Annotated in this window: 17 protein-coding genes, 1 pseudogene and 1 riboswitch; of the genes and pseudogenes, 9 read left to right on the forward strand and 9 right to left on the reverse strand. The window is 64.2% G+C overall.

Going from position 1 to position 16,673, the window contains the following annotated elements; all coding sequences use genetic code 11:
• Together MR825_RS13665 and rbr are read left to right on the forward strand one after the other, a co-directional pair.
• The coding region (locus MR825_RS13665) for an NADP-dependent isocitrate dehydrogenase (protein WP_287881197.1) at nt 1–709 on the forward strand (709 nt) is incomplete at its 5' end.
• 107 nt (nt 710–816) lie between these two features.
• The gene (gene rbr, locus MR825_RS13670) at nt 817–1,410 is read left to right on the forward strand and encodes a rubrerythrin (protein ID WP_186908043.1); all 594 of its coding nucleotides are present in this window, start codon (nt 817–819) and stop codon (nt 1,408–1,410) included.
• Nucleotides 1,411–1,505: 95 nt separating this feature from the next.
• On the opposite strand, the gene MR825_RS13675 is transcribed toward rbr, so the two are convergent.
• Nucleotides 1,506–2,435, reverse strand: coding sequence for an AEC family transporter (locus MR825_RS13675; RefSeq protein WP_287881199.1), 930 nt, complete (start codon nt 2,433–2,435; stop codon nt 1,506–1,508).
• A 122-nt stretch (nt 2,436–2,557) separates the two neighbouring features.
• Between MR825_RS13675 and MR825_RS13680 the strand changes: the two genes are divergently transcribed.
• The 5 genes from MR825_RS13680 (at nt 2,558) to MR825_RS13700 (ending at nt 6,313) form a co-directional block, all read left to right on the forward strand.
• Nucleotides 2,558–3,463: a LysR family transcriptional regulator gene (locus MR825_RS13680; RefSeq protein WP_287881201.1), complete on the forward strand. Its 906-nt coding sequence runs from the start codon at nt 2,558–2,560 to the stop codon at nt 3,461–3,463.
• Between the two features lie 235 nt (nt 3,464–3,698).
• Nucleotides 3,699–4,505 (forward strand): DAPG hydrolase family protein, encoded by an 807-nt coding sequence (locus MR825_RS13685; protein WP_287881203.1) that lies wholly within the window; start codon nt 3,699–3,701, stop codon nt 4,503–4,505.
• 146 nt (nt 4,506–4,651) lie between these two features.
• Entirely contained in the window at nt 4,652–5,068 is a 417-nt protein-coding gene (locus tag MR825_RS13690) for a DUF3842 family protein (RefSeq protein ID WP_287881205.1), read from the forward strand.
• A gap of 194 nt (nt 5,069–5,262) precedes the next feature.
• Entirely contained in the window at nt 5,263–5,865 is a 603-nt protein-coding gene (locus tag MR825_RS13695; protein ID WP_256175835.1) for an ECF transporter S component, read from the forward strand.
• Nucleotides 5,852–6,313 (forward strand): hypothetical protein, encoded by a 462-nt coding sequence (locus MR825_RS13700; protein ID WP_287881207.1) that lies wholly within the window; start codon nt 5,852–5,854, stop codon nt 6,311–6,313. Before MR825_RS13695 ends, MR825_RS13700 begins: the two co-directional genes overlap by 14 nt.
• Before the next feature lie 64 nt (nt 6,314–6,377).
• Here the strand turns inward: MR825_RS13700 and MR825_RS13705 are convergent, their stop codons facing one another.
• The 8 genes from MR825_RS13705 to gcvT form a co-directional block, all read right to left on the reverse strand.
• Nucleotides 6,378–6,911, reverse strand: a complete 534-nt coding sequence (locus tag MR825_RS13705) for an HDIG domain-containing metalloprotein (RefSeq protein WP_256175831.1) — start codon at nt 6,909–6,911, stop codon at nt 6,378–6,380.
• Between the two features lie 96 nt (nt 6,912–7,007).
• A complete protein-coding gene (gene miaA / locus MR825_RS13710) occupies nt 7,008–7,916 on the reverse strand; it encodes a tRNA (adenosine(37)-N6)-dimethylallyltransferase MiaA (RefSeq protein ID WP_256175829.1) in 909 nt (302 codons plus the stop codon).
• Nucleotides 7,917–8,047: 131 nt separating this feature from the next.
• A complete protein-coding gene (locus tag MR825_RS13715) occupies nt 8,048–9,217 on the reverse strand; it encodes a 5'-nucleotidase C-terminal domain-containing protein (RefSeq protein WP_287881209.1) in 1,170 nt (389 codons plus the stop codon).
• Between the two features lie 86 nt (nt 9,218–9,303).
• A complete protein-coding gene (locus MR825_RS13720; RefSeq protein WP_287881211.1) occupies nt 9,304–10,605 on the reverse strand; it encodes a dihydrolipoyl dehydrogenase family protein in 1,302 nt (433 codons plus the stop codon).
• 1 nt (nt 10,606) lies between these two features.
• On the reverse strand, nt 10,607–12,028 hold the full coding sequence (gene gcvPB, locus MR825_RS13725; RefSeq protein ID WP_287881213.1) for an aminomethyl-transferring glycine dehydrogenase subunit GcvPB: 1,422 nt from the start codon (nt 12,026–12,028) through the stop codon (nt 10,607–10,609).
• Nucleotides 12,028–13,332, reverse strand: coding sequence for an aminomethyl-transferring glycine dehydrogenase subunit GcvPA (gcvPA, locus tag MR825_RS13730; protein WP_186908031.1), 1,305 nt, complete (start codon nt 13,330–13,332; stop codon nt 12,028–12,030). Before gcvPA ends, gcvPB begins: the two co-directional genes overlap by 1 nt.
• Before the next feature lie 5 nt (nt 13,333–13,337).
• Nucleotides 13,338–13,715, reverse strand: a complete 378-nt coding sequence (gene gcvH / locus MR825_RS13735) for a glycine cleavage system protein GcvH (protein WP_186908030.1) — start codon at nt 13,713–13,715, stop codon at nt 13,338–13,340.
• Between the two features lie 52 nt (nt 13,716–13,767).
• A complete protein-coding gene (gene gcvT / locus MR825_RS13740) occupies nt 13,768–14,844 on the reverse strand; it encodes a glycine cleavage system aminomethyltransferase GcvT (RefSeq protein ID WP_287881215.1) in 1,077 nt (358 codons plus the stop codon).
• A 211-nt stretch (nt 14,845–15,055) separates the two neighbouring features.
• A riboswitch (glycine riboswitch) is annotated at nt 15,056–15,140 on the reverse strand.
• A gap of 254 nt (nt 15,141–15,394) precedes the next feature.
• On the opposite strand from gcvT, the pseudogene MR825_RS14485 reads away from it, so the two are divergent.
• Both MR825_RS14485 and MR825_RS13745 read left to right on the forward strand, forming a co-directional pair.
• Nucleotides 15,395–15,598, forward strand: a pseudogene (locus MR825_RS14485) (hypothetical protein); the annotation flags it as partial.
• Between the two features lie 346 nt (nt 15,599–15,944).
• On the forward strand, nt 15,945–16,673 hold a 729-nt coding region (locus MR825_RS13745; protein ID WP_287881216.1), incomplete at its 3' end, for a DUF6017 domain-containing protein.

The raw sequence follows: 16,673 nt of genomic DNA on the forward strand, positions 1-16,673 counted from the left end.
GTTTGAGTGTGCCGGCGTGCTCCAGGGGCAGTACAACAAGGACAGCTCCATCGTCTCTTTTGCGCGCTCCTGTTTCCAGTATGCCGTCGACACCCGGCAGGACCTGTGGTTCTCCACGAAGGACACCATCTCCAAAAAGTACGACCATACCTTCAAGGATATCTTCCAGGAGATATTTGAGAAGGAGTACCAGGCCCGGTTCGAAGCGCTTGGCATCACCTATTTTTACACCCTCATCGACGATGCGGTGGCCCGGGTCATCCGCAGCAAGGGCGGCTTTATCTGGGCCTGCAAGAACTACGACGGCGATGTGATGAGCGACATGGTCTCCACCGCCTTCGGCAGCTTGGCCATGATGACCTCCGTACTGGTCTCCCCCGACGGGAAGTATGAGTACGAAGCCGCCCACGGCACCGTCACGCGGCACTATTATAAATATCTGGAGGGAGAAAACCCCTCCACCAACCCTATGGCCACCCTTTTTGCCTGGACCGGGGCCCTGCGCAAGCGGGGCGAACTGGACGGGATCGCCGCGCTGGGGGAGTTTGCCGACAAGCTGGAACGGGCCAGCATCGAGACCATCGAGAGCGGAATCATGACGAAGGACCTGGCCGGACTGTGGGAAGGCGAGACGCCCGCCACAGCCGTAGACACCGGCGTGTTCCTCCAGTCCATCAAGCTGCGGCTGGAAAAGCAGCTGGAAGCGTGAGAAAACCGCCGTAACCGGCGCCGGGCGTGAGCCCGGCGCCGGTTTGCGCAGAACCGCCCCCGGAGGTGGACATACTTTCCATATCCATAGAACAGGAGGAACGCCGTATGTCCATTGCCTTTGAACAGAGCGAGACCCGGCTCAACCTGCTGCGGGCCTTTGCCGGAGAGAGCCAGGCCCGCAACCGGTATACCTTTGCCGCCGGACTGGCCAAGAAAAAGAACCTGCAGGTCATTGAGGGGATCTTTACCTTTACCGCCAACCAGGAGCGGGCCCACGCCAAGGTCTTTTATAACCTGCTCCAGAGCGTCTCCGGAGAAAATCTGCGGATCGACGGCACCTATCCGGTCGAGCTCTACCCCGAACTGCTCCAGCATCTGCGCTCGGCACAGCACAACGAGTATCAGGAGTGGGATCACGACTATAAGGGCTTTGCCAAGGCCGCCAAGGAGGAGGGGTTCGAGGAGATCTCCCATACTTTCTCCATGATCTCCGAGATCGAAAAGACCCACGGCGACCGGTTCGGCCGGTTTGCGGACCTGCTGGAACAGGGAAAGCTCTTTGTGTCCGATGTGGAAGTGAAGTGGATGTGTCTCAACTGCGGACAGATCATCGACGCCACCATGGCCCCGGCGGTCTGTCCCGTCTGCAAGCATCCTCAGGGATATTTCATCCGCTGGGAACTGGCCCCCTTTGAATAAACCCGGTCCGCCGCCCCTAAGCCCGGCTGAGCAGAGCGCCTGTATTCCTTTGAATACAGGCGCTCTGCTCGGCCGGGCCTGTTTGAAAACGGGCCTTAGAATCCGCTGATCATTTTCGCGGCTACGGCGAAAAGAGGCAGGGTGAGGATGGAGAGCAGTGTGGACAGGGTAATGAACTGGACGGCGGGAGTGGGGTTGCGGCCAAACTGCTGGGCGAAGAGGCTGGTGATGCCCGCCACCGGGGTGGCGGAGAGAAGCACCAGCGCGCAGTACAGGCCCGGCGAAAGCCGCAGCGGCAGCAGCGCCAGCAGCGTCAGAACCGGGACGAGGATGAGCTTCAGAAAGCAGGCCAGATACAGCCGCGCCTGCCGGAAGGTGGCGGCCAGGTCGGCACAGGCCAGCTGTCCGCCGATGACCACCATGGCCAGAGGCGTGTTCAGGTCGCTGAGGAAGGAGACGGCGCTGCCCAACACCGCGGGCAGGCGCACGTTGCCCAGAAAGAGGAGCAGACTCACCGCCAGGCCTAAGACGCCTGGATTGACGGCCGCCTTTTTCACGGAAAAGGCCTGCTTCCCGCCCATGACCAAAACGCCCAGGGTCCAAAGCGTCAGGTTGAAGGCCGCCAGGGACAACGCGCCGTAGATGACGGCGTCCGCCCCCAGAATGGACTGGACCAGCGGGATGCCCATAAAGCCGATGTTGCCGTATACCGTGCCGAAGCGGAGGCAGTCCCGCACGTCGGGAGACTCCCTGCGAAAAAAGAAAAGCGCAATCAACAGATAGACCACGTAGCACGCGGTGGCCAGCGCCGCGCCCAGCGCTACCTCCCGCACCAGATCGGGGGTGCGTTCCACCTGGAAGCAGTCTACCATAACGCAGGGACAGACGATATAGAGCAGCAGGTACGACAGCTGGCCCCTGGCCTGCTCGGTAAGCTTGCCCAGCTTTGCCAAGGCAAAGCCCACCCCCATCATCAAAAACAGGGCGCCGACCTGACCGGTGACCGTCAAAAGATTGGACAGCAAAAGATGAGACCTCCTTGCGCTCAGGGGAAAAATCGGTTACTATTTATTAAAGCACATTTTGCCGGAAAAGGGAAATCCCTTTTTCGGATGACAGGATTCCCAGGACGGAAGAGGGGGAGAACGTGGACAGCAAGCTGCTCAGGACCTTTGTCGCCGTGGCCAATCACGGTTCCTTCACCGGCGCGGCCAAGGAGCTGTATATCGCCCAGAGCGCGGTCAGCAAGCATATCAACCAGCTGGAGCGGGAGCTGGGCGCACAGCTGTTTCTGCGGGATACCCGCATGGTGCGCCTGACGGCGGCCGGAGAAGGCTTCTATCGGGACAGCGTGGATATCCTCCGCCGCATGGACGCGGCCCGGACCGCCCTGCAGAGAGAACAGGGCGGGGAGCACGGACGGCTGGCTCTGGGCGCTTTCAGCGTCGTGCCCACGGAGATCGTGGCGCTGGCGCGGCGGTTTCATGCCTGCTGGAGCGGGGTGGAGCTCTCCCTGGACTGGTTTGAATTCGGGACGCTGCTGGAGCGGCTGGAGAGCGGGGATCTGGACGTGGCCTTCACCATGGCCTTTGAGCTGTTGGACCGCCCCCACCTGCGCCGGCGCACCGTGGGACGGGGGCGTATGTATGTGCTGCTGGGCAGCCAAAGCCCCCTGGCCGGAGCAAAGCAGCTGTACCTGAAGGATCTGGCGGAGCTGACCTATTACACCATGCGCCCCGACGTGACGCCCAACGGCTATGTGAACATGATGCGCTTTTTTGCGGAAAAGGAGTTCCAGCCCCGGCGCTCCCTGCGCCATACCAGCCATGAGTCCATGATGCTCCAGCTCCAGGTCCACGACGACGCCTACGGCCTGATGGGGGACTTCCAATACCGGGACCACCCGGGACTGGTCTTCCTGCCGCTGGCGGAGGAGGATCAGCCGGGCGGGGACGCGTTCGACCGGGTGGCCGTCTGGCGGGAGCGGAATGAAAACCCCAATATTCCCCGGCTGCTCACGCTGTTGGAGGAGGACCATCCCGAACTGGAATAAGAACGTTCCAAACTCATATTTTACAAAAAACCCCGGATAACTTATGATAAAGGCATAAAACTTTATGCGCGACAGGCGCACCACGATCATAGGCAAAACGGACAACGCATGAAGTTTTTGCGCATGTAGGCCGTCCCGGTCCACGCGCTTTGATTTCAGGCCGTGCCGCCCCAGGCGGTACATGGCCATTTTGCTGTGCGTTTGCATAGCAAATCAAACGGAAAGAGGGATCCTTATGCCTTTGGAACTGGAACGCCCCAAGCTGAGCGCAGAGGAGGAGCGGCTTCCCTACGCCAAATACTTCCATAAGCCGCTGGCTCCCATCCCGCAGGAGAAGCTGGACATCTGGAACGGCCCCGCCGCCGATCCTGCCGCCGCCCTGCCCTTTGCAGCGCGCGGGCGTTTTCAGGACGCCGATGTGCCCGGCCTGGACAACGGCTTCTGCGTGGCGCCCGACGGGACCGGTTTTGTGGCCAACACCACCTTCATGCCCGGGGTCACCGCCGAGATGTTCAACTGGTGGTTCGGCTGGCACAGCGTTACCTCCGACCTGCGCTACAAGCTGTGGGACCCGGAGGACCACTGGCACGCGCGCGCCGACCGGCCCGACTACGTAAAGGACCCCGCCGTCCCGACGGCCCAGAAGACCTGGGGCGTGAAGCACGACATCGTGGAGGACATCGGCTTCGGCCCTGATCCGCTGCTGCTCTGCTTCTGCAAACCGTCCGAGCTGGGCTACCGTCTGGAGAAGATCGGCACCCCCGCCTGCCAGGCTATGGTGTGCGCTTACGGCGTGGGCAGCACCCCGGCCGTCATGACCCACGTCGCCAAACAGGCCGAGGGGGGGATCCTGTTCTGCTCCCGGTTCTGGATGGGCTACGGTCCCAACGGCCAGGGGGAGATCGTCAAGCTCCTGCCCGACGGCGTCAGCGTCCCCGAGGCGGGCCCCCGCGCCCTTTATGGGCATAACATCAAGGAATACAGCAACCTGGCTTCCATCCTGCCGTTCCTCTATGCAGAGGAGAAGGATAAGCCCTTCTGAGATCGTCTGCGCACAGAAGCTGCCCGTTCCCCCGGGCCGGCGGTAAAACCCACCGGCCCGGGGGAATCCGTTTTGCAGGCGGATGCTGCGATTGCACTCGGGCCTGACGTGTGGTAGGATAGAAGCAATACGAGAGGAGGGCGCATATGGAGGTTCTGGTGATCGACGGGCAGGGAGGCCGCATCGGGCAGCAGCTGATCCGGTGCATCCGGGAGCGCTTCCCGGAGACGGCGGTGATCGCCGTGGGCACCAACAGCATGGCCACTGCCGCCATGCTCAAGGGCGGCGCCCAGCAGGCGGCTACCGGGGAGAACGCCATGGCGGTGGCCTGCCGCCGGGCCGATGTGATACTGGGCCCGCTTGGGATCGTAGTGGCCGATGCGCTGCTGGGGGAGATCTCCCCGGCTATGGCGGTGGCCGTGGGTCAGGCCCGGGCCAAAAAGATCCTCATTCCCCTCAACCGCTGCGATTCCATCGTAGCGGGGGTGGAGGAGCGCTCGGTGAGCGCCCTGCTGGAGAGCGCCCTGGGGGAACTGGAGAAAGCCCTGGACGGCCGGGATTGACAGCCGGGGGCGCACCTGCTATACTACATTACGAAGAGGTTTCCGGCACGAAGCCGGGCCCCGGGGACAGAAGTCCCGGCACGCGCGTCCGCTGCACCCGATCGGCACCCATTCCGCTTTTGAAGGAAATGCTAAGAAGGCATTGTTTTTTCGTGGAGAAAAAGCAATGCCTTCTTTTGATGCAAGGAGGTTTTATGAAAAAGAAACATCCCATCCACATCCAGATCAGACGTCTGGCCTTTTCCGGCGTGTTTTTGGCGCTGGCCCTGGCGCTGCCCTTCCTCACCGGGCAGATCCCCCAAATCGGCAGCGCCCTGAGTCCCATGCATATCCCCGTGCTGCTGTGCGGTTTCGTCTGCGGCTGGCCCTGGGGACTGGCGGTGGGCTTTGTGGCGCCGCTGCTGCGCACCGCACTGTTCGGTATGCCCCCTATCCTCACCAGCGTCGCCATGGCCTTTGAGCTGGCGGCCTACGGCGCCTGCTCGGGGGCGCTGTACCGGCTGCTGCCCAAACGCACGCCCTATCTTTATGTGAGCTTGCTCGCTGCTATGGTGCTGGGGCGGATCGTCTGGGGCGCGGCGCGCTTTTGTATCGCGGGGCTCCAGCACACGGAATTCCCGCTCTCCGCCTTCTGGGCGGGGGCGGTCATCAACGCCGTGCCCGGCATCGTCTGCCATATCGTGCTCATCCCGCTGATCGTGATGGCGCTGAAAAAGGGAGGGATGATGCTCAATGGAGACTTGGAGCGGGACGCTGCAGGACCACGGGACGCGCTATCCCCGGATGGAGCCGCGTGATGCGGTCAAACTGGCCTATCAGAGCGAGTTTGCCGGCGGGCACTTGATCCGGGACCGGCGGGAGAGCCTGGCGCGGCTGAAAACGGAACTGGCGGGCGTCCGCCAGCGGCCGGGCGCGCCGCTGGCGGAGACGATCGGCGGCGGACTGGTACGGGTGCACCTGGCCGCTTTGGCGGAGCATGGCATTACGCCGGAACAGCTCAACGGCTGGTTTGCCGATACGGCGCAGCGCAGACGGGGCAGCCTGGAGGGCCTGCTGCAGCGGCTGGACGTCCTGCGGGCGTTGGCGCGGGAGGGAAGGCTGCCCTTCGGGCGGGCGGCGGCAGAACGGTATCTGATGGATTACGCCGCTCAGGGCTATCCACCGCTCTCCCACTCCCAGGCCTATCGGGCGGCCTACCGTCCGGCCTACCGGGTGGTAGAGGCCGGCCTGCTGCCCGATCCATAAGAAAAAAGCGCGGGCCGGAGGAATCGATCCGGCCCGCGCTTTTGCAGAGATAAACAAAGACAGTTCAGCCCGCCCGGCGCAGCGGGGCGGGAGCCCAGTCTGCGTCCTGCCAGATGGGGCGCGCGCGGCGGCGGGTGAGCCAGGGCACCAGACCCAGCAGCTCGGCGGCGGCGCAGAGCTTGTCCATGGTGCTGACGACCAGAGCCTCCAGACAGTGATACACCCTGGTCGGGGTGAGGGGGAACATGTGGGAGCGGATGATGTCCGCCTCCGTCTCAGTCACAGAGAAGCGGGCCCTGGCATTCTTCAGCGCCACCTCCGGATGCTGGACAGCGTGGCGGATGCCGGGATGGCTGGCCTTGTCCCGCCAGTTATAGAGATAGAGGTCGTGCAGCAGGCCGCCCCGTGCGGCGGCCCGGCCGTCCAGGCCCAGGGCCCGGCACAAACGCCAGCTGGAATAGCTTACCAGTACACAGTGGTGGTAGCAGCTGACGCCCGCGCGGTGCTGGGGCAGCAGGCGCATGGACTGTACGGCGGCGTCCGCCATCAGATCGTAGACACAGTTGAGATAGTCGTTTTTGTAGCGAAACTCCCACATGGTGTTATCTCCTTTGATCGGTTTCTGGGAACCAGTATACCGGTCAAATCGAAAAACGCCACGGAGAAAAGATTATGATTTGGTAAAGATTTTCGGTCAGAATTGGGAAGGCCGCCCCAGAAATTCCGCCGTGGCGGCCACCGCCTGCGGGAGGGGATCGACCGCCGTATCCAGCCAGAGCACATCCCGGTCCTTTTTGAACCATACCATCTGCCGCTTGGCAAAACGCTTGATCGCCCGGCCCAACTCGTCCTGAAGCGCGTCCAGGGTGGGAATGCGCCCGGTGAGGTACCACAGGATGTAGCGGTACTCCAGCCCCAGCCCCTCCAGGAAGAGATCGCGGGCCCCATTCGCGCGGAGGTTGGCGACCTCTTCGATCATCCCGTCGTCGATGCGCCGCTGCAGGCGCTCGTCGATGCGGCGGCAAAGCACCTCCCGCGGAAAGGTCATGCCCAGCAGCAGACAGTCATACCGGGGACAGGGGGGCGTCTCCACCGCCCCGGCAGAGAGCTTTTCCAGAGCGCGGAGAAGCCGGTGGCGGTTCTTTTCCTCCCCGCCGGCGAGGGTTTTCCCGGTCCGGGCCTGGTAGAGCGCGTACAGCTCGGCGGTGGTCCTGCGCTCCAGCTGGGCGCGCAGGGCGGGATCGGGCCGGGCGTCGGTAAAGGTAAAGCCCTCGGTCACTGCGCGGACATACAGCCCCGTACCCCCCACCAGAAAGGGGGTGCGGCCCCGGGCGCGGATGGCGTCGATGGCGTCATAGGCCCCCCGCTGAAAGTCTGCCACGGAATAGCTCTGGTTGGGGTCCACCACGTCCAGCATGTGGTGCGCCACCCCCATCCGCTCCGCCTGCGTCACCTTCCCGGTGCCCAGATCCAGCCCACGGTACACCTGCCGGGAGTCGGCGGAGACGATCTCCCCGTCAAAACGGCGGGCCAGCTCCACCCCCAGCCCGCTTTTGCCGCAGGCGGTGGTCCCCAGGACCACGATCAGTTTCGGCAGGGGCATGCGCCCACCTTCTTTCCACAAAATGATCCGCTGAGATATCATTCTAGCATAAAACCGGCCCGGCGGCAAGAAGCCGCCGGGCCGGTTTGTCAAACCAAAGGAGAAAGCCATTGGAAACCGCCGCGCGGAGATCACGGCGTTTTGTCCTGTACCGTGGCGGAGGTGCCCAACAGGGCGTTGACCCCCTCCACACTCAGGTAGTAGTGCCCGTCCACCGCGATAGCGGATACGCGCACATCGGCGCCGTCCACGCTGACCGTGATCTCTGCGGGCGGTACGGCGGCGGCAGAGGCGGGGATGCTCCAGGGCAGGGGGAGTACGCCGCCGTCATAGGCCTGGCCCCGCTGCACCACCACCTTGCCGTCCCAGCGCACGTTGAACTGGTCCTTGGAGCCGGTAAAGAGGAAGGCCAGGTCCCGCAGGCGGAAGTAGGGGACGCCGTCGGCGTCCGCGAAGGAGGCGGCGGTACCGAACTGGTCTAAATCGGAGAGCTTTACGTTGTTGGCCGACGCCAGCAGGTTCTTTACCTCGTAGTGGTTCAGGTTCAGACTCTTGGCATAGGGCGTCTCCAGCTGGCCGCTGCGGATGAGCGCCACCAGCGTGGCCCGCTCGGCGCTGTCCAGGGAGAGGTCCACGCCGGTGATGCTCCAGTTGCCGTCCGCCGCCGCGGGCGCCGCATGCCCGGTCAGATAGTCGGAGATCAGCGCGCCCAGCGTCTGCCGGCTGGACCAGTCATATTCGCCGGAGATCAGAGACTGTCCCTTGAGCTGTACGGCATAGCGCTCGCTGCTTACGACCAGCTTCAGCTGCTGATCGTCGCTGAGGGGCGCGCCCCGGAAGCGGACGTTTTGCACCCGCTCGCCCGCGGGCTTGGACAGGTCCAGCTCGTAGTCCACGCCGGCAAACACGTCCCGGGTATGGGCGGGGCGCTCCGGTTGGAAGGAGATGCCGATATCGCCGCTTTTCCACTGGTTGTAGCACGCGGCGGCCCACTCCAGATAGGCCTTCAGCTCCGCCCCGGTGACGGTGACGCGCACCAGGGTATCGTTGGCGGAGCAGACGCCGGCCAGGTCGTCGGCGCTCAGGGACTGGGGCAGCGCGTCGCCGGTCAGGGCGGCGGCGGACACGTCCGCCCCGGCGGCGGAGAGCTGCACCTGGTTGATCAGGTCCAGCGCGGCGGTGTCGGTCAGGCTGGCCTGGGGCAGGCCGGGCACGTCCTCCCCCACGGCCAGGGCGGCGGGGGCCGTCAGCAGCGCCAGCGCCAGCAGAAGCGGCAGGAACCGGGAAACATGTTTGCGCATTGGAATCGCTCCTTTTCAAACGGTGTATAAGAGTATCATAGCACAGCTTGCCGGAAATGTCGATTCCCACTTGAAGCCCGGCCCATTCAGCGCGTCAGGGCCGCCAGACCGGCTTCCACGGCTTGGGTGACGGCCTCGGAAAAGGTGGGGTGCGGCCGTACCGGGCGCAGCAGCTGCTCCGCCGTCAGGCCCAGGGTCACCGCGAGGGTCAACTCGGAAATCAGATCGGTGGCCCGACAGCAGTACAGACAGGCCCCCAGCAGGGCGTGGGTCTGCGCGTGAAACACCAGCTTGAGAAAGCCCCGTTTGCCGCCCGCGATGAGGGTGCGGCCATTGCCGCCCATGACGCATTTGCCCGCAGCGAAAGGGATGCCCCGTGCCTTGCAGTCGTCGGCGGTCAGGCCCACCTGGGCGATCTCCGGATCGGTATACACGCAGGCGGGGACGGGAGACACGCCGCGGACGGGGGCCCGGCCCAGCAGCAGGTCGGCCGCCGCGCACCCCTCCGCCTCCGCCTTGTGGGCCAGCATGGCCCCGCCGATGGCGTCCCCGATGGCGTAGAGGGAGGGGATCGAGGTCTGGAAGCGCTCGTTGACCTGGAGGAAGCCCCGCTCCATGGCGGGCTCCACGCCTGCGAACAATCCCGCCGTAGCGGGGACGCGGCCCATGGCGGCCAGCACGGTCTCCGCCTGAGCGGTCTGCTCCGCGCCTTTGTGGGTAAAGTGCACGGTAAGGCCGGGGGAGATGCGCGTCACGTGCGCCCCGGTCAAAAGCTCCACACCGTCCCGTTTCAGCTGCAGGGTCAGGCTCTGGGACAGTTCCCGGTCCAGGTTGGCCAGGATGCGCTCCAGAGCTTCCAAAATGGTAACCCGGCACCCGGCCGCGGCCCACACGCAGGCCAGCTCCACCCCGATGACGCCGCCCCCCAGGATGATCATACGCTCCCGGGGGCGCAGGTCTTCCAGCAGCTCGTCGCTGGTGACCACGCCGGGCAGGTCCAGTCCGGGAATGGGCGGGCGGGCGGGAACAGAGCCAACGGCCGCGAGGATGGCTTCCCCCTCATAGCGCACGCCCCCCGCCGCGACGGTGTGGGCCCCGGTGACCGTTGCCGGATGGGGGATGAGCGTTACCTTGGCGGAGGCGAGCTGGCGCTCCATGCCGGCGCGCAGGGTATCCACCACCCGCGCCTTCTCCGCGGCCAGGGCCGCGAAATCGCAGCCGGGCCCGACGCCGTGGAGCAGCGCCTTGGTGGGGATGCACCCACGGTTCAGACAGGTGCCGCCGATGGCCCGGGGCTCGAAGAGGGCGACCGACTTGCCAGCCTGGGCCGCCCGGCGGGCGGCCGCCGCGCCGCCGGGGCCGCCGCCGAGGACCAACAGATCGTACATATCAGCCCTCCTCAAAGCCGTAACGCACCACCGGACGGCGGGCGGCGGCGGTCTCGTCCGGACGGCCGATCAAAGTGGTGACCGGAGCGGCGTGGAGCGCCTGGGGATTTTCCCGGGCGGTCTTCAAAAGCGCTTCCAGAGCCTGGGCCGCCCGATCCAGCGTTTCGGGGGTCTCGGTCTCGGTGGGCTCGAACATCAGCGCCTCGTGGACAATGAGCGGGAAGTACATGGTGGGCGGGTGCATGCCCCGATCCAGCATGGCCTTGGCAAGGTCCAGAGCAGATACGCCGGTCTGCTTTTTCAGCTGCTCCAGGGTGAGCACGAATTCGTGCATGCAAAGCCCCGGATAGGCGGAGGAATAGCCCGCAGCCTCCAGCCGGTGCTTGAGGTAGTTGGCATTGAGCACCGCGCCCTCGGCGGCCTGGCGCACCCCGGTATTGCCCAGGGTGAGCAGGTAGGCCAGCGCCCGCACCACCACCAGGAAATTGGCGTGGAAGGCGCGCACCTGGCCGATGGACCGTGCCCCGCCGCCCCCGCCCAGCGCGGAGCCGGGCAGATAGGGCGCCAGAAGCGCCTTGCAGCCCACTGCGCCGCTGCCGGGGCCGCCGCCGCCGTGGGGGGTGGCGAAGGTTTTGTGCAGGTTCAGGTGGCACACGTCGAAGCCCATGTCGCCGGGCCGGGCCACCCCCATGATGGCGTTGAGGTTGGCCCCGTCATAGTACACCAGACCGCCCGCCGCATGGACGATCTCGGTCATAGCCAGGATATCCCGCTCGAAGAGGCCCACGGTGTTGGGATTGGTGAGCATCAGACCCGCGGTATCGGCGCCGCAGGCGGCGCGCAGCGCCTCCAGGTCCACCAGGCCCTCCGCGGTGGAAGGGATGCTCCTGACCGTGAAGCCGGCCATGGCGGCGGAGGCCGGGTTGTTGCCGTGGGCGGAGTCGGGCACCAGGATCACGGTGCGCCCGGTATCTCCGCGGTGGACATGGTAGGCCTTGATGAGCAGCAGCCCGGTAAACTCCCCATGGGCTCCGGCGGCGGGCTGAAAGGTCATTTCGTCCATGCCCGTGATCTGACACAGGTATGCGCCGGCACGGTCCAGCACCGAGCGGCAGCCCCGCGCCGTGTGCTCCGGCTGGAGCGGGTGGATCCCGGTAAAGCCGGGCAGGGCGGCCAGGTCTTCGCCCAGCTTGGGGTTATACTTCATGGTACAGGAGCCCAGAGGATAGAACCCGTCGCACACGCCGAAGGCATGGCGGGCCATGGCTTGATAGTGGCGGGACACCTCGCTCTCCGCCACCTCCGGCAGGCGGGGCGCGGCGGCGCGGCGGTGCGCCTCGGGCAGGGGGGAGGCGGGCACGTCCGGCGGGGGAAGAAGATCGCTGCCCCGGCCGGGACGGCTGCGTTCAAAAATGAGTTCCATCAGCCCAGCACCTCCTTTACAATGGCGACGGCCTCATCCAGCTCAGACCTGCTGCACTTCTCGGTGACGCACCACAGCAGGCCGCCCTCCACGGGGAGGCCGCCCAGAATGCCCTTTGCCTCCAGGGCGGCGAGCACCTGAGGCGCGCGGGGCAGTTCCGTGACGAACTCGTGGAAGAAGGGACCGGGGAAGCGGAGCGAGACGCCGGGGAGCGCACACAGCGCCCCGGCCAGGTAGTGGGCTTTGGCGCAGCTCTGCTCGCCTACCTGCCGCAGGCCTTCCGGCCCCAGAAGAGACAGGTAGATCGAGGCGGTGAGCGCGCACAAAGCCTCATTGGAGCACACGTTGGACGAGGCCTTTTCCCGGCGGATGTGCTGTTCACGGGCCTGCATGGTGAGCACGAAGGCGCGTTTCCCCTGCGCATCGACCGTTTCCCCGACGATGCGGCCGGGCAGCTTGCGCATCAGGGGCGCAGTGGCGGCCATAAAGCCCAGGTAGGGCCCGCCCCAGGCCAGCGGGAGCCCCAGCGGCTGCCCCTCCCCCACGGCGATATCCGCACCGTAGTCGGCGGGGGCGCGCAGCACCCCCAGCGTGGCGGGGTTCACGCCCAGGATCAGCTTGGCCCCGGCGCCGTGGGCGGCTCCGGCCAGCTCGGAGCAGTCCTCCAGCTGGCCGTAGAAATTGGGGTGCTGCACGTAGACGCAGGCAGTGGTCTCGTCCAGCAGGCCGGTCAGGTCGGTGACGCCGTCCCGCACGGGGGCCACGGCCAGCTCCATCCCGGAGCCGAAACAATAGGTCCTGATTGTGGCGATCACGTCCGGGTGGGCCGCGCCGGAAATCACCGCCCGCGTCCGCTTCCGGTCCCGGCACATGGCCAGCGCCTCGGCGGCGGCGGACGCGCCGTCGTATACCGAGGCGTTGGCGGCGTCCATGCCGGTCAGCTCGCAGATCATGGTCTGAAACTCGAAAATCGACTGCAGGATGCCCTGACTGATCTCCGCCTGATAGGGGGTGTAGGCGGTGACGAACTCCTCCTTGGCGGCGATGCGCCCCACGGCGGCGGGAATGTAGTGGTCATAGGCGCCCGCGCCCCGCAGAATGGTGGAAAACCGGGTGTTTTGACCGGAGAGCGCCTCCAGGGTCCGGCGCACCTCCAGCTCGCTCATGGGGGCGGGCAGCTCCAGCGCTCCGCCGACGCGCACGGACGCAGGCACGTCGGCATACAGATCCGCCGGGCCGCTCAGACCGAGGGCGGCGTACAGACCGGCGCGCTCGGCCGCGGTGGAGGGCAGAAAGCTTCCCATGCCGGTCAGCCCTCCTCTGCGCAGTGGGCCTCATAGGCCCCGGCATCCAGCAGCGCTTCGGTATCGGTGACGGACTCCACCTGGATGAACCAGGCGCCGTAGGGATCGGCGTTCACCTGGGCGGGGTCGTCCAGCAGGGCGTCGTTGACCGCCTTTACCACGCCGGTGACGGGGGAAATGACGTCAGAGACGGCTTTGACGGACTCCACGTCCCCAAAGGCCTCCCCGGCGGTGACCGCGTCCCCCGCCTGGGGCAGGTTGACGAAGACGATGTCCCCCAGAGAATCCTGGGCAAAATCGGTGAGGCCTACGGTACAGACCCCGTCTTCCTCCTTCAGCCACTCGTGGCTCTTGGCATAGCGCAGCTCGGTGGGAATGTTCATAAGAATGACCTCCTGATGATAATATCGGGTTGGAATACATACCGTATTGGGATCACGCTCGTTGGTAAAACGGGGTTTTGACGACCTCGGCCTCTACCCGGCGGCCCCGTACGTCCACCTGGACCTTGGTGCCCGGTTCCTGGAAGGCCGCATCCACCAGGGCCATGGCCACGGCGTGGCCCAGATAGGGACAGTGGGTGCCGGAGGTGACCAGGCCGATCTGCCGGTCGCCGCCGTACACCGGGCACTGCTCCCGCGCAATGCCGCGGCCGGTCATCCGCAGGCCTACCCGGCGGCGGGACACGGGGCGGGCGGCCTGCAGGGCGGCTTTTCCGATGAAGTCCGGCTTATCCAGCTTCACAAAGATACCGAGCCCTGCTTCGTAGGGGTTGATCTCCGGGGAGAGCTCGTGGCCGTAGAGGGGCATGGCCGCCTCCAGCCGCAGGGTGTCCCGGGCGCCCAGACCACAGGGGATCAGGCCGTAGTCCGCGCCTGCCGAAAGCAGTTTATCCCACAGCAGGGGAGCGTCGCCGGGGGCGCAGTAGAGCTCGAAGCCGTCCTCCCCGGTATAGCCGGTACGGGAGATGAGACAGGGGATGCCATCCACCGCGCCCTGAAGCACGGCCGAGTAATTTTTCCCCGGAAGCTCCCCGGCAAGAGGGCGCAGGATCGCCTGCGCGCGGGGGCCCTGGAGGGCCAGCTGGGCGATGGAGTCGGAGCGGTCCTCCATCGTACACGCCCCGGTAAGATGGGCGGCGACCCAGGCGGCGTCCTTGTCCTTGTTGGCGGCGTTGACCACGATGAGGTAGGCCGTATCGGTGCATTTGTAGACGATCAGGTCGTCCACCACGCCGCCGTTTTCGTAGCACATGGGGGAATAGCGGGCCTGACCGGCGTACATGCCGGTAAAGTCGTTGGTCATCAGGCGGTTCACGTTTGCCAGAGCGTCCGCGCCCCGGAGCACCAGCTCTCCCATATGGGATACGTCGAACAGTCCGCAGGCCTGGCGTACCGCCATATGCTCGGCAATCACGCCGGAATACTGCACCGGCAGCAGCCAGCCCGCGAAGGGCACGATCTTGCCGAGCGCCGTTACATGGCGGTCGTAGAGCGGGGTCTTTTTTTCCATCGGTTGCTCCTCCTTCGTCGTTCCGTGCCGCCGCATGCGGCGGCACGGAACGCTGTTTTGGACGCAAAAAAGCGCATGGCAAATAAGCCATGCGCCTCTGTCCCATAACCTGAAAGTTTTCCCCCAAGCGGTGCGGTACCTGCCGGAAATCAGGCGCCATACGCTGGGATTGCCTCTTCGGCGCGGAGCGGAACTCCGCTTTCCAGAGCTTCGTCGGGGGCCGATCCTGATGCCTGAGAGATCACTGCGCTTCCCCTTCGGCGGCGAATCAAATCGCACTCTCCCGGCCCCGTCATCCGACCATATTTTGTTATACCCACAGTATATGTGCCTGCAGCGGAAAAGTCAACCGCTATTTTTCCCCGGCACGGCGGCCGGCGCAACGGCATAGTATGGGACGGCGGAACCAGCGGTCCGTCAAGAAATGCCGCGCCAGGCGCGGCCACCACCAAGCGAAAGGAGCTTTTTGCCTCTTATGAATATTTATCGGCCCAACGACAGTGGGGACAACGGCTGCTGCTGCTGTTGCTGTTGTACGCAGTTCTGTCCTGTGCCGGGCCCCACGGGCCCCACCGGCCCCACCGGCCCCACGGGCCCCACCGGCCCCACTGGCCGCACGGGCCCCACCGGTCCCACGGGCCCCACGGGCCCCACGGGCCCCACCGGCCCCACCGGCCCCACCGGCCCCACGGGCCTCACCGGCCCCACGGGCCCCACCGGTCCCACGGGTCCCACCGGCCCCACGGGCCCCACTGCCCCGTCAATATATGCACAACAAGGAAAATGCCGTAACCATGCGGCTTTCAGCACATTAAAGACAATTAAACAACCCCTATAATTACACCTAAAACGCCGTAGCAAGGTTGGACAAGCCTTGATATGGCGTTTTTAAGTGAATAGGATATGTCGCCGCAGCTTGAAAAGAGTTGCGGTTTTTTTATGCCCGAAAACAGGCGGTAACGTGGAACGTTAGGCGCGAAAAAGTCCTTGCAATATAAGGCGTTTCAGACACAAAAACAGCAAAGGCATACTGCAATACCAAAACCGTCGAAAACGGCTTTCTAATACTCCACGCAGACCGAGAAAGGAAGTGATAAAAAATGGCAGTTTTCCGAGTTGAGAGAAATACGGGCTATACCGTTATGAGCAACCACCACTTGCGCAATAAGGAACTCACCTTAAAGGCAAAAGGCTTGCTTTCGCAAATGCTGTCCTTACCCGAAGATTGGGATTATACCCTTGCGGGCTTATCTCACATCAACCGGGAGAAGATCGACGCAATCCGCGAAGCGGTCAAAGAACTTGAAAAAGCCGGATATATCGTCCGCAGCCGGGAACGCGACGAGAAAGGACGTTTGCGCGGTGCGGATTATGTCATATATGAGCAGCCGCAGCCGCCTACATCGGATTTACCTACATTGGAAAATCCAACATTGGATAATCCAACGTTGGAAAAACCTACACAGGAAAAACCTACGTTGGAAAATCCAACGCAATTAAATAAAGATATATCAAATACAGAAAAATCAATTACTGATCTATCAAGTACCCGTTCCATTCCTTTCCATTCCCTAAATCCCTTGCCTTATGAGCAGGACGAAGCGGCTACGCCGCCGGAAAGGAAAAGAACGGAAGCGAAAACAAACAGAGCAATAGAGATTTATCGGGAAATCATCAAAGACAACATTGACTATGACATTCTCATTCAAGACCCCAAAATGGATAAAGACCGTTTGGACGAGATTGTAGAAATCATGCTGGAAACCGTCTGCACAGCCCGAAAGACAATCCGTATCGCCGGGGACGACTACCCCGCCGAACTTGTCAAA

Source organism: Lawsonibacter sp. (assembly GCF_022777125.1).
Classification (GTDB): Bacteria; Bacillota; Clostridia; order Oscillospirales; family Oscillospiraceae; genus Lawsonibacter_A; species Lawsonibacter_A hominis.

Bases quoted from the DNA above. Each gene is read 5' to 3' on its own strand.
- rbr (WP_186908043.1), top strand. From the start codon at position 817: ATGTCCATTGCCTTTGAACAGAGCGAGACCCGGCTCAACCTGCTGCGG.
- MR825_RS13700 (WP_287881207.1), top strand. From the start codon at position 5,852: ATGGAGCCGCGTGATGCGGTCAAACTGGCCTATCAGAGCGAGTTTGCC.
- miaA (WP_256175829.1), bottom strand. From the start codon at position 7,916: ATGCCCCTGCCGAAACTGATCGTGGTCCTGGGGACCACCGCCTGCGGC.
- MR825_RS13685 (WP_287881203.1), top strand. From the start codon at position 3,699: ATGCCTTTGGAACTGGAACGCCCCAAGCTGAGCGCAGAGGAGGAGCGG.
- MR825_RS13695 (WP_256175835.1), top strand. From the start codon at position 5,263: ATGAAAAAGAAACATCCCATCCACATCCAGATCAGACGTCTGGCCTTT.
- MR825_RS13705 (WP_256175831.1), bottom strand. From the start codon at position 6,911: ATGTGGGAGTTTCGCTACAAAAACGACTATCTCAACTGTGTCTACGAT.
- MR825_RS13720 (WP_287881211.1), bottom strand. From the start codon at position 10,605: ATGTACGATCTGTTGGTCCTCGGCGGCGGCCCCGGCGGCGCGGCGGCC.
- gcvT (WP_287881215.1), bottom strand. From the start codon at position 14,844: ATGGAAAAAAAGACCCCGCTCTACGACCGCCATGTAACGGCGCTCGGC.
- gcvH (WP_186908030.1), bottom strand. From the start codon at position 13,715: ATGAACATTCCCACCGAGCTGCGCTATGCCAAGAGCCACGAGTGGCTG.
- gcvPB (WP_287881213.1), bottom strand. From the start codon at position 12,028: ATGGAACTCATTTTTGAACGCAGCCGTCCCGGCCGGGGCAGCGATCTT.
- MR825_RS13690 (WP_287881205.1), top strand. From the start codon at position 4,652: ATGGAGGTTCTGGTGATCGACGGGCAGGGAGGCCGCATCGGGCAGCAG.
- gcvPA (WP_186908031.1), bottom strand. From the start codon at position 13,332: ATGGGAAGCTTTCTGCCCTCCACCGCGGCCGAGCGCGCCGGTCTGTAC.
- MR825_RS13715 (WP_287881209.1), bottom strand. From the start codon at position 9,217: ATGCGCAAACATGTTTCCCGGTTCCTGCCGCTTCTGCTGGCGCTGGCG.